A 12090-nucleotide genomic window follows, 5' to 3' on the forward strand; every position below is an offset into this window, starting at 1 on the left:
GTGGTCCGGCCGGGTCAGACCGTCAGGGCGCGGTCCGTCGGGCGGATCGGGGCCGGCAGGGAGCTGGCGCCGGTCAGGTGGCGGTCCACGCCGCGGGCGGCGGAGCGGCCCTCGGCGATGGCCCAGACGATGAGCGACTGGCCGCGGCCGGCGTCACCGGCGACGAAGACGCCGTCGACGTTGGTGGCGAAGTCCGCGTCGCGGGCGATGTTGCCCCGCTCGTCCAGCTCCAGGCCGAACTGCGCGACCAGGCCGTTCTCCACGTCCGTGCCGGTGAAGCCCATGGCGAGGGTGACCAGCTGGGCGGGGATCTTCCGCTCCGTGCCCGGCTTCTGGGTCAGTCTGCCCTCGACGAACTCGACCTCGACGAGGTGGAGGAACTGGACGTTGCCGTCCTCGTCGCCCTCGAAGTGGGTGGTGGAGACGGAGTAGACCCGCTCGCCGCCCTCCTCGTGCGCCGAGGTGACCTTGTAGAGCATGGGGAAGGTCGGCCAGGGCTGGCCGGCGTTCCGCTCCTCGCCCGGCTTCGGCATGATCTCCAGCTGCGTGACCGAGGCCGCGCCCTGGCGGTGGGCCGTGCCGACGCAGTCGGCGCCGGTGTCGCCGCCGCCGATGACGACGACGTGCTTGCCCTCGGCGGTGATCGGCGGGGCGACGAAGTCGCCCTCGACCACCTTGTTGGCGAGCGGCAGGTACTCCATCGCCTGGTGGATGCCGTTCAGCTCGCGGCCGGGGACGGGCAGGTCGCGGGCGGTGGTGGCGCCGGCGGCGATGACGACCGCGTCGAACCGCTTGCGCAGGTCCGTCGCCGTCAGGTCGCGGCCGATCTCGATGCCGGTGCGGAACTTGGTACCCTCCGCGCGCATCTGCTCGATGCGGCGGTTGATGTGCCGCTTCTCCATCTTGAACTCGGGGATGCCGTAGCGCAGCAGGCCGCCGATGCGGTCGGCGCGCTCGTACACGACCACGGTGTGGCCGGCCCGGGTGAGCTGCTGGGCGGCGGCGAGGCCCGCCGGGCCCGAGCCGATGACGGCGGCGGTCTTGCCGGAGAGGCGCTCGGGCACCTGCGGCCTGACGTCGCCCCCGTCCCACGCCTTGTCGATGATGGAGACTTCGACGTTCTTGATGGTGACGGGCGGCTGGTTGATGCCGAGCACGCACGCGGCCTCGCAGGGGGCGGGGCAGAGGCGGCCGGTGAACTCCGGGAAGTTGTTGGTGGCGTGCAGGCGTTCCTGTGCCGCCGACCAGTCCTCGCGGTAGGCGTAGTCGTTCCACTCGGGGATGAGGTTGCCGAGGGGGCAGCCGTTGTGGCAGAACGGGATGCCGCAGTCCATGCAGCGGCCGGCCTGCTTGCTGATGATCGGCAGCAGGGAGCCGGGGACGTGGACCTCGTTCCAGTCGCGGACGCGTTCGGCCACGGGACGGGTCTCGGCGACCTCGCGGCCGGTGGTGAGGAAGCCCTTCGGATCAGCCATGGGTCGCCGCCTCCATCATCTTCTCGGTGGTCTCGGCCTCGGAGAGGCCGGCGAGCTCGGCGGCGTCCTTGGCGGCGAGCACGGCCTTGTACGTGGTGGGGATGATCTTGCTGAAGCGGGCCGCGGCGGCGTCCCAGTCGGCGAGGAGCTTCCGGGCGACGGTGGAACCGGTCTCCTCGTGGTGGCGGCGCACGACCTCGTGCAGCCACTCCGCGTCGGCGTCCGACGGGGTTTCGATCGCGCCCAGGTTCCCGGCGTTGACGTTGTCCCGGTCGAGGTCGATCACGTAGGCGACGCCGCCCGACATGCCGGCCGCGAAGTTGCGTCCGGTCTCGCCGAGGACGACGGCCGTGCCGCCGGTCATGTACTCGCAGCCGTGGTCGCCGACCCCCTCGGAGACGACGAGCGCGCCGGAGTTGCGGACGCAGAACCGCTCGCCGGTGCGGCCGCGGAGGAACAGCTCGCCGCCGGTCGCGCCGTACGCGATGGTGTTGCCCGCGATGGTGGAGTACTCGGCCAGGTGGTCGGCGCCCCGGTCGGGGCGGACGATCACGCGGCCGCCGGAGAGGCCCTTGCCGACGTAGTCGTTGGCGTCGCCCTCCAGGCGGAGGGTGACGCCGCTCGGCAGGAAGGCGCCGAAGGACTGGCCGGCGGAGCCGGTGAAGGTGATGTCGATGGTGTCGGCCGGGAGCCCCGCGCCGCCGAACCTCTTCGTCACGTGGTGGCCGAGCATGGTGCCGACCGTGCGGTTGATGTTGCGGATGGCGACCTGGGCGCGGACCGGCCGGGCCTCCTCGGCGGAGGGGGCGTCGAGGGCCTCGGCGGCGAGCTGGACCAGCTCGTTGTCGAGGGCCTTCTCCAGGCCGTGGTCCTGCTCGATCAGGGCGTGGCGGACCGCGCCCTCGGGCAGCTCGGGCACGTGGAAGAGCGGGGTCAGGTCGAGGCCCTGCGCCTTCCAGTGGGTGACGGCGCGGTCGGTGTCGAGCAGTTCGGCGTGGCCGACGGCCTCTTCGAGGGTGCGGAAGCCCAGTTCGGCGAGGATCTCGCGGACCTCCTCGGCGATGAACTCGAAGAAGTTGACGACGAACTCGGGCTTGCCGGAGAAGCGGTCGCGCAGGACCGGGTTCTGGGTGGCGATGCCGACCGGGCAGGTGTCGAGGTGGCAGACGCGCATCATGACGCAGCCGGAGACGACGAGGGGGGCGGTGGCGAAGCCGAACTCCTCGGCGCCGAGCAGCGCGGCGATGACGACGTCGCGGCCGGTCTTGAGCTGGCCGTCGGTCTGGACGACGATCCGGTCGCGCAGGCCGTTGAGCAGCAGGGTCTGCTGGGTCTCGGCGAGGCCGAGCTCCCAGGGGCCGCCCGCGTGCTTGAGGGAGGTGAGCGGGGAGGCGCCCGTTCCGCCGTCGTGGCCGGAGATGAGGACGACGTCCGCGTGGGCCTTGGAGACGCCGGCCGCGACCGTGCCGACGCCGACCTCGGAGACCAGCTTCACGTGGATGCGGGCGGCCGGGTTGGCGTTCTTGAGGTCGTGGATGAGCTGGGCGAGGTCCTCGATGGAGTAGATGTCGTGGTGCGGCGGCGGGGAGATCAGGCCGACGCCGGGCGTCGAGTGACGCGTCCTGGCGACCCACGGGTAGACCTTGTGGCCGGGCAGCTGGCCGCCCTCGCCGGGCTTGGCGCCCTGGGCCATCTTGATCTGGATGTCGTCGGCGTTGACGAGGTACTCGCTGGTGACGCCGAAGCGGCCGGAGGCGACCTGCTTGATGGAGGAGCGGCGGGCCGGGTCGTGGAGGCGGTCCGGGTCCTCGCCGCCCTCGCCGGTGTTGGACTTGCCGCCCAGCCGGTTCATGGCGACGGCGAGGGTCTCGTGCGCCTCCTGGGAGATGGAGCCGTACGACATGGCGCCGGTGGAGAAGCGCTTGACGATCTCGGAGGCCGGCTCGACCTCGTCGAGGGGGATCGGGTCGCGGTCGCCGGTGGCGAAGCCGAAGAGGCCGCGGAGCGTCATCAGCCGCTCGGACTGCTCGTTGACCCGCTCGGTGTACTTCTTGAAGATGTCGTACCGCTTGCTGCGCGTGGCGTGCTGGAGGCGGAAGACGGTCTCGGGGTCGAACAGGTGCGGCTCGCCCTCGCGGCGCCACTGGTACTCGCCGCCGATGTCCAGGGCGCGGTGCGCCGAGGCGACGCCGGAGACGGGGTACGCCTTGGCGTGGCGGGCGGCGACCTCCTGGGCGACGACGTCGATGCCGGCGCCGCCGATCTTGGTGGCCGTGCCGTTGAAGTACGTGGCGACGAAGTCGTCGTCCAGGCCGACGGCCTCGAAGACCTGGGCGCCCCGGTAGGAGGCGACGGTGGAGATGCCCATCTTGGACATGACCTTGAGGACGCCCTTGCCGAGGGCGTGGATCAGGTTCCGGATGGCCTGCTCGGGCTCCAGGCCCTCGATGAAGGTGCCGGCGCGGACCAGGTCCTCGACGGACTCCATGGCGAGGTACGGGTTGACCGCCGCGGCGCCGTAGCCGATGAGCAGGGCGACGTGGTGGACCTCGCGGACGTCGCCGGCCTCCACGAGCAGGCCCACCTTGGTGCGCTGCTTGGTGCGGATGAGGTGGTGGTGGACGGCCGCGGTGAGGAGCAGCGAGGGGATCGGGGCGTGCTCGGCGTCGGAGTGCCGGTCGGAGAGGACGACGAGGCGGGCGCCGCCCTCGATGGCGGTGTCGGCCTCGGCGCAGATCTCCTCGATGCGGGCGGCGAGGGCGTCGCCGCCGCCGGAGACCCGGTAGAGGCCGGAGAGGGTGACGGCCTTCATGCCGGGCATGTCGCCGTCGGCGTTGATGTGGATGAGCTTGGCCAGCTCGTCGTTGTCGATCACCGGGAAGGGCAGGGTGACGCTGCGGCACGACACGGGGGTCGGTTCGAGCAGGTTGCCCTGGGGGCCGAGCGAGGAGCGCAGGGAGGTGACCAGCTCTTCGCGGATGGCGTCGAGCGGCGGGTTGGTGACCTGCGCGAAGAGCTGGGTGAAGTAGTCGAAGAGCAGCCGGGGGCGGGCGGAGAGGGCCGCGATCGGCGAGTCGGTGCCCATGGAGCCGAGCGGTTCGCCGCCGGTGCGGGCCATCGGGGCGAGGAGAACGCGCAGCTCCTCCTCGGTGTAGCCGAAGGTCTGCTGGCGGCGGGTGACCGAGGCGTGGGTGTGCACGACGTGCTCGCGCTCGGGCAGGTCGGAGAGCTCGATCTCGCCGGTCTCCAGCCACTCCCCGTAGGGGTGCTCGGCGGCGAGGGCGGCCTTGATCTCGTCGTCCTCGACGATGCGGTGCTCGGCGGTGTCGACGAGGAACATCCTGCCGGGCTGGAGGCGGCCCTTGCGGACGACCCGGGCGGGGTCGATGTCGAGGACGCCGACCTCGGAGGAGAGGACGACGAGGCCGTCGTCGGTGACCCAGTAGCGGCCGGGGCGCAGCCCGTTGCGGTCGAGGACCGCGCCGACCTGGACGCCGTCGGTGAAGGTGACGCAGGCCGGGCCGTCCCAGGGCTCCATCAGCGTGGCGTGGTACTGGTAGAAGGCGCGGCGGGCCGGGTCCATGGTCTCGTGGTTCTCCCACGCCTCCGGGACCATCATCAGGACCGCGTGCGGCAGCGAGCGGCCGCCGAGGTGGAGGAGTTCCAGGACCTCGTCGAAGGAGGCCGAGTCGGAGGCGTCCGGGGTGCAGACCGGGAAGATCCGCTCCAGCGGGCCGTCCCCGAGGACGTCGGAGGCGAGCTGGGCCTCGCGGGCGGACATCCAGTTCCGGTTGCCCTTGACCGTGTTGATCTCGCCGTTGTGGGCGACGAAGCGGTACGGGTGGGCCAGCGGCCAGCTGGGGAAGGTGTTCGTGGAGAACCGGGAGTGGACCAGGGCCACGGCGGTGGCGCAGCGGCGGTCCGACAGGTCCGGGAAGAAGGGCTCCAGCTGTCCGGTGGTCAGCATGCCCTTGTAGACGAGGGTGCGGGCGGAGAGCGACGGGAAGTAGGTCGCGGCCTCGCGCTCGGCGCGCTTGCGCAGGACGAACGCCTTGCGGTCCAGGGCGACGCCGGTGGCCGTGCCGGCGGCGTCCGCGACGAAGAGCTGGCGGAAGACCGGCATGGTGGCGCGGGCGGAGGCGCCGAGCAGCTCGGGGGTGACGGGGACCTCGCGCCAGCCGAGGACGGTCAGGCCCTCCTCGGCGGCGATCTCCCCGATCCTCGCGGCGGTGGCGTCGGTGCCGTCCACGGGGAGGAAGGCGGTGCCCACGGCGTAGGCGCCGGCTTCGGGGAGCCCGAATCCGGCGACCTCGCGGAGGAAGGCGTCGGGGACCTGGAGGAGGATGCCGGCGCCGTCGCCGGAGTCGGCCTCGGCGCCGGTGGCGCCACGGTGTTCGAGGTTGCGCAGTACGGTCAGCGCCTGCTCCACCAGCTCGTGGCTCGGTACACCGGTGAGGGTGGCCACGAACCCGACACCGCAGGCGTCGTGTTCGTTGCGGGGGTCGTACATCCCCTGCGGAGCGGGGCGACCGTCCATGGGCGACCAGGCGTCGGAACGCATCGGCTCTCCCGTCGTCATCGTGGCTTGGGGCACCTCCCAGACCGAAGTCTGGGGGAGTGACTACCGAGGGACGACGCTGGCCCTCCGCAAAATTTCGTGCAGGTTACATGATGGATGGCTTCTCGCGAAGCGGATAGTTCATTCCAGCATGCGGACACCGTCGGTGCGCGGCGGCGGGGTGTTCCCCGTGGGGGGACGCGGCGGCGGAGCCTGTCCCGCAGGGGCGGATCGGGGGTGCGAGGGGTTTTCCGGTCTTCCGGCGAGCCGTCACGGATACGGGCTTCGTTGCCCAGTGACGCTCCTGCCTCTTTCCCTCTGCCCAGGGATGCGAAACCGCCGGGTAACCGGCTCGATATGTGGCGTCCCGCATAGTGTCCCACCACGACGGCGGATCGGCACAGGGAGATACGTCACAGCGATCCCGCGGCTTATGTCCGTCCGGGCCCCGCCTCCGGGGACGAGGGGGGCCGGGGCGGGACCGCATGGGTATACGGAGCGACCCATGGGGCCGTACGGGTGGCGCGGACGACGCGGGGCCGCCGGGTCCGGCGGGCGGGGTACGGGCGGGCGCGGGGTCGCCGGGCACGGCGGGGCGGGCCCGCACCGGGTGCGGCGGGCCCCGGGCGCCGTACGCGGGTTACAGGGCCGCGCCGAGGAGCATGCCGAGCCCGTACGTGACGGCCGCGGCGGCACCGCCCAGGACGAGCTGGCGCATGCCGCTGAAGAGCCAGCCCCGGGCGGTCACCCGGGCCACCAGGGCGCCGCAGGCGAAGAGGCCGAGGAGGGCCAGGAGGACGGCGGGCCAGAGGGAGGTCGCGCCGAGCAGGTACGGCAGGACCGGCAGCAGCGCGCCGAGCGCGAACGAGCCGAACGACGAGACGGCGGCGACCGTCGGCGACGGCAGGTCGTCGGGGTCGATGCCGAGCTCTTCGCGGGCGTGGATCTCCAGGGCCCGCTCGGGGTCCTTCGACAGCTGCATCGCGACCTCGCGGGCGAGGGCGGGCTCGACGCCCCGGGAGACGTAGAGCGCGGCCAGCTCCTCCATCTCGTCCACCGGATGCTTGCTCAACTGGGCTCGTTCGACGTCCAGTTCGGCCTGGACCAGCTCGCGCTGCGAGGCGACGGAGGTGTACTCGCCCGCGGCCATCGAGAAGGCGCCGGCGGCGAGGCCCGCGAGGCCGGTGACGACGACGACCCCCGGGGAGACCGAGCCGCCGGCGACACCGGTCATGAGGGCGAGGTTGGACACGAGGCCGTCCATCGCGCCGAAGACGGCGGGACGCAGCCACCCGCCGTTCACGTCGCGGTGGGTGTGGTTGTCGCGGTGGGCCTCGTGCAGTGGCGCCTGGGCCTCGATGACCGACATGGTTCTCCCCTCGTTCCGGCGGGCCCGAACGCGCCCGCTTCCCCCTTGCGTACCCTCGAAACTACGCTCGATGTAAGGGTCGCGCCAGCAAGGCAGGGCGTACTTACTAAGGTCCGCCTCAGTCGCGGGACCCTCTCCCGACGCGGTGCCGGGCGGGTGACAGCGGCGTTCGCGCGGCGGGTTGGCGACCCGGGGCGGCACGGGTCCGGGCGGCGGGGCGCCGTCGGTGCGCGCCGCCCCGGCTCGCGGGGACGGACCCGGTGGAACTCGCCGGACCGCCCGGAGCCGCGGAACCGGCCGCCCCAGGGGGACAATTCCGGGCATGACCCCCACCGCGAACGTACCCGGTCTGGACGACCGGATCACCGGCAGCCTCCTCGGGGCCGCCGTCGGCGACGCGCTCGGCGGCCCCGTCGAGGGCTGCACCCCCGAGCAGATCCTGGAGCGCCACGGCGGCCGCGTCACCGGGATCGTCGGCCCCTGGAACGGTGACGACCGGCGCACCGCCCGCCCCGTCGCCCCGTACCGCGAGGGCGACGGGCACGTCACCGACGACACCCTGATGACCCACGCCCTGATCCGGGTGTACGAGAAGGTCCGCGACCACCTCGACGCGTACGCGGTCGCCGACCACCTCGTCCCCGAACTCATGAACTCCCCCGTCTGGATTCCGGATCCGGAGCCCGAGGCGCTGCCCCTCCAGCGGCTCCTCCTCGCCGAGAAGTGGGTCGTGACCCGGCTCCACTACGGCCATGTGGACCCGCGCGAGGCCGGCAACGGCAACATCGTCAACTGCGGCGCCGCGATGTACATGGCCCCGGTCGGGCTCGTGAACGCGGGCCATCCGCGGGCCGCCTACGCCGAGGCCCTGGACATCACGGGCGCGCACCAGTCCTCGTACGGCCGGGAGGCGGCGGGCGTGTTCGCGGCGGCGGTGGCCGCGGCCTGCGCGCCGGGCGCCACACCGGTCTCGGTGGTGGACACGGTCCTGTCGCTGGCGAAGGACGGGACGGAGGCGGCGATCGAGGCGGTCGCCGAAGTCGCCTGCCGGTACACGGACTTCGAGTCCGCCCTGGCCCCCCTCCGCAAGGCGGTGGCCCCCTTCGACACGGTCGGCCCCGACTACCGCGCGCCGTCGCTCGGTGCCCGGCGTCCCTCCCGGCTCCATTCGATCGAGGAGCTGCCGATCGCCCTCGGGATGCTGCTCGTCGGCGGGGGCGACTTCCGGCACACGGTCCTGGGCGCGGTCAACTACGGCCGGGACTGCGACGCGATCGCCGCGATGGCGGGCGCGATCGTGGGCGCGCTGCACGGCGAACCGGCCGTGCCCGCCGACTGGGCGAAGCGGGTGACGGAGGCGAGCCGTCTCGATCCGCACGCCCCGGCGCGGGCCCTGGCCGGAGTCGCCCGCGAGGTGTTCGCGCGGGACGCGGAGACGCGCCGGGCGCACGAGACGGCGTTCGCGGCGCTGACGGGCGCGGACCGGTGACCCTCCGGGCGATCCGGGGGCGGCCGGAGGACCCGGTGCGCCCCGCGACCCCGGTCCCGTCCTCCGACGGGACCGTTTCCGACACCCCGGCCGAACGGACCCCCCTGGAGGCGGTACGCCCATGACCAGCATCGTCGTGCTCGGCAGCACGAACATGGACCTCGTCACCCGCGTGCCCAGGGCCCCGGCCCTCGGCGAGACGGTCACCGGCCACTCCTTCCGCACGGTCCCCGGCGGCAAGGGCGCCAACCAGGCCGTCGCCGCCGCCCGCGCGGGCGGCGAGGTGGCGATGATCGGCGCGGTCGGCACGGACGACTTCGGGGGACGGCTCCGGGCCACCCTGGAGCACTGCGCGGTGGACACCGACCTCCTGCGCACCGTCGAGGGCCCCTCCGGCACGGCCCACGTCGTCGTGGACGACGAGGGGGGCAACGCGATCGTCGTCGTCCCCGGGGCCAACGGGACCGTCACCGGCCTCTCCCACGGCGACGAGGCCCTCATCGGCACCGCCGACTTCCTGCTCCTCCAGCTCGAACTCCCCCTCTCCGCCGTCGTGGCGGGCGCCGCCGCCGCCCGCCGGCTCGGCGTCCGCACCGTCCTCACCCCCGCTCCCGCGCGGCCCCTCCCGCCCGGCCTCCTCGCCGCCACCGACCTGCTGGTGCCGAACGAGCACGAGGCGGCCGCCCTCACCGGCCTCGCCGACCCGCGCGCCGCCGCCGAGGCCCTGCTGCGGGACGTGCCCGCGGTGGTCGTCACCCTGGGCGCGGCCGGCAGCCTGTACGCGGCGCGCGGCGCCGAACCGGTCGTGGTGCCCGCCCCGCGCGTCCGGGCCGTGGACACCACCGGGGCGGGCGACACCCTCGCCGGCACCCTCGCGGTCGCCCTCGGCGAGGGCCGTCCCGTCCCGGAGGCCCTCGCCTGGGCGCAGACCGCCGCCGCCCTCTCCGTCCGGCGCGAGGGCGCGTCGGCCTCGATGCCGTACCGCGTCGACATCGAGGCCGCCTTCCGCTCCCCCGAGACCCTGGAGGCCGATCCCGTGTGACCGTCCGCGCGCCGGACGGCACGGACGGCACCCCTGCCTCCGGACCTCCCCGTACGCGGAAAGGGCCGCCGGGACCCCTCGGTCCCGACGGCCCTTCCGGTCGCGGCCGGTCAGCTCCTGGCCGCGCCGTGCTCCACGTGCTTGTCGAGGGCGACCCGGCCGGAAGTCCCGTCGGAGGCTCCGGGAGAGGTGTCCTCCGGCCCGGCGTCCGCCGCGTCCCGCGCGTCGTCCTCCGCCCCGGCGTCGGCGGTCTTCCCGGTCCCGGACGGCTCCGTCTCCGTCGCCTTCTCCTCCGCGGCCTTCTCGTCCTCCGCCTTCTTGACGGCCCCCGGCTCCACGACCTCCTCGCGCCCCGGCCGCATCCGCGACGAGAGCACGATGTAGAGCACCGCGAGCACGAAGACGACGATCGCCGTCCACACGTTCAGGCGCAGACCGAGGACGTGGTGCGCCTCGTCCACGCGCATGTATTCGATCCAGCCGCGCCCGGCGCAGTAGGCGGCGACGTACAGCGCGAAGGCGCGTCCGTGGCCGAGGGCGAAGCGGCGGTCGGCCCAGACGACCAGGAGGGCGACGCCGACGCACCACAGCGACTCGTACAGGAAGGTCGGGTGGTAGAGCCCGGCCTCGCGGTTCGCGCTCTCGGTGATCTTCAGGGCCCAGGGCAGGTCGGTCGGCCGGCCGTACAGCTCCTGGTTGAACCAGTTGCCCCAACGGCCGATGGCCTGGGCGAGGGCGATGCCGGGCGCGATGGCGTCGGCGTACGCGGGGAGCGGGATGCCCCGGCGGCGGCAGCCGATCCAGGCGCCCACCGCGCCGAGCGCGATGGCGCCCCAGATCCCGAGGCCGCCCTGCCAGATCTTGAAGGCGTCGACCCAGTTCTCGCCCTCGCCGAAGTACAGCTGGTAGTCGGTGATCACGTGGTAGAGGCGTCCGCCGACGAGGCCGAAGGGCACCGCCCAGACGGCGATGTCGGCCACGGTGCCGGCGGTGCCGCCCCGGGCGATCCAGCGCTTGTTGCCGTACCAGACGGCGACGAAGACACCGATGATGATGCAGAAGGCATAGGCGCGCAGCGGGATCGGTCCGAGGTGGATCACGCCGGTCGACGGGCTGGGAATGTAGGCAAGGTCCATGGCAGGTCCGACGCTACCCTGCCGACCGGGCGGGACGGCACTCCGTCCGGCAACTTCTGGGTAACTAACCGTGCCGGGCCGCCCCCGGCGGAGGTGGACCGGGGGCGGCGGACCGGGGGCGGGCCCGGCCGGGGCGGCTCAGCCGGCCGGCGGGGAGGCCGTGCCGGGCTTCTTGCCCTTGTTGGCCTCGGCGACCCACTTCTTCAGGTTCTCCGGGGAGATCTGCTCGTTCCCCTTCGTGGGGAAGACCGGCTCCCCGTTGAGGAGCACGGTCGGGGTGCCCCGGAAGCCGCCCTTCTGGAACGCCTCGTTGGACTTCTTCACCCAGCCGTCGTGCGTGCCGTTCTCCACGCAGCCGCGGAACGCCGGGGTGTCGAGTCCCGGCACCTTCGCCGCCAGCTCGATCAGCCTCTCGTTCTTCCCGAAGGCGTCGTCGGTCTCCTGCGGCTGGTTCATGTAGAGGACGTCGTGGTACGCGGTGAACTTCCCCGCGTCCTGGGCGCACGCGGCGGCGTTCGCCGCGCGCAGGGAGCCGCTGCCGCCCATGTTCCCGTCGATGAGGGTGGCGAGGTGGTACTCCGCCTTGAGGGCGCCGGACGCCTCCAGCTCGTGGATGGAGTCCCGCATGACGTTCTCGAACTGGGCGCACGCCGGGCAGCGGAAGTCCTCCCAGACGGCGAGGGTGGACGGGGCGTCCGCCTTGCCGGTGGGGATGGCGGGCTTGTCGTCCTCGACGGAGCCGGTCGGCGCGACCACCGGGCCGGCCGCGCCGGACTCTCCCCCGTCCTTGCCGGCGTTGGCGGCGATCACGCCGACGACCGCCGCCAGGGCGAGGACGCCGACCACCGCCGACGACACGATCAGGACGCGTCGCTGCTTCTCGCGGGCCTTGTCGCGCTCGCGCTGCTGCTGAAGGCGCTCCCGCGCGTTCCGGTTACCGTCACCACGGTTGTTCTCGCTCACGTCCTGGGAAACGAACCGGGGAGGCGCGTACGCGCCTCCCCGGTCCGGATCCATCCGA

General features: G+C 73.1%; 7 protein-coding genes. 2 read left to right on the top strand and 5 right to left on the bottom strand.

Going from position 1 to position 12090, the window contains the following annotated elements:
* Positions 1–14 precede the first annotated feature (14 nt).
* From ACZ6AQ_RS00945 to ACZ6AQ_RS00955, 3 genes are all read right to left on the bottom strand, one after another.
* Entirely contained in the window at positions 15–1475 is a 1461-nt protein-coding gene (locus tag ACZ6AQ_RS00945) for a glutamate synthase subunit beta (RefSeq protein WP_468756500.1), read from the bottom strand.
* Positions 1468–6036 (bottom strand): glutamate synthase large subunit, encoded by a 4569-nt coding sequence (gene gltB, locus ACZ6AQ_RS00950; RefSeq protein ID WP_468756502.1) that lies wholly within the window; start codon positions 6034–6036, stop codon positions 1468–1470. The genes ACZ6AQ_RS00945 and gltB overlap by 8 nt, the downstream gene beginning before the upstream one ends.
* 637 nt (positions 6037–6673) lie before the next feature.
* Positions 6674–7402, bottom strand: coding sequence for a VIT1/CCC1 transporter family protein (locus ACZ6AQ_RS00955; protein ID WP_468756504.1), 729 nt, complete (start codon positions 7400–7402; stop codon positions 6674–6676).
* A 322-nt stretch (positions 7403–7724) separates the two neighbouring features.
* Here ACZ6AQ_RS00955 and ACZ6AQ_RS00960 point away from each other — a divergent pair, with 322 nt between their 5' ends.
* Together ACZ6AQ_RS00960 and ACZ6AQ_RS00965 are read left to right on the top strand one after the other, a co-directional pair.
* Positions 7725–8891, top strand: coding sequence for an ADP-ribosylglycohydrolase family protein (locus tag ACZ6AQ_RS00960; protein WP_468756506.1), 1167 nt, complete (start codon positions 7725–7727; stop codon positions 8889–8891).
* A 121-nt stretch (positions 8892–9012) separates the two neighbouring features.
* Complete coding sequence (locus ACZ6AQ_RS00965) at positions 9013–9933, top strand: ribokinase (protein ID WP_468756508.1); 921 nt, start codon at positions 9013–9015, stop codon at positions 9931–9933.
* A 110-nt stretch (positions 9934–10043) separates the two neighbouring features.
* On the opposite strand, the gene lgt is transcribed toward ACZ6AQ_RS00965, so the two are convergent.
* Both lgt and ACZ6AQ_RS00975 read right to left on the bottom strand, forming a co-directional pair.
* A complete protein-coding gene (gene lgt, locus ACZ6AQ_RS00970; RefSeq protein ID WP_468756510.1) occupies positions 10044–11069 on the bottom strand; it encodes a prolipoprotein diacylglyceryl transferase in 1026 nt (341 codons plus the stop codon).
* Positions 11070–11207: 138 nt separating this feature from the next.
* A complete protein-coding gene (locus tag ACZ6AQ_RS00975) occupies positions 11208–12032 on the bottom strand; it encodes a DsbA family protein (RefSeq protein ID WP_468756512.1) in 825 nt (274 codons plus the stop codon).
* Positions 12033–12090 lie beyond the last annotated feature (58 nt).

The sequence above is a fragment of the Streptomyces sp. NPDC041191 genome (assembly GCF_055591945.1).

What these genes read in the sequence shown, in the direction of transcription:
- ACZ6AQ_RS00945 (WP_468756500.1), bottom strand. Translation starts at nt 1,475, where the DNA reads ATGGCTGATCCGAAGGGCTTCCTCACCACCGGCCGCGAGGTCGCCGAG.
- gltB (WP_468756502.1), bottom strand. Translation starts at nt 6,036, where the DNA reads ATGCGTTCCGACGCCTGGTCGCCCATGGACGGTCGCCCCGCTCCGCAG.
- ACZ6AQ_RS00955 (WP_468756504.1), bottom strand. Translation starts at nt 7,402, where the DNA reads ATGTCGGTCATCGAGGCCCAGGCGCCACTGCACGAGGCCCACCGCGAC.
- ACZ6AQ_RS00960 (WP_468756506.1), top strand. Translation starts at nt 7,725, where the DNA reads ATGACCCCCACCGCGAACGTACCCGGTCTGGACGACCGGATCACCGGC.
- ACZ6AQ_RS00965 (WP_468756508.1), top strand. Translation starts at nt 9,013, where the DNA reads ATGACCAGCATCGTCGTGCTCGGCAGCACGAACATGGACCTCGTCACC.
- lgt (WP_468756510.1), bottom strand. Translation starts at nt 11,069, where the DNA reads ATGGACCTTGCCTACATTCCCAGCCCGTCGACCGGCGTGATCCACCTC.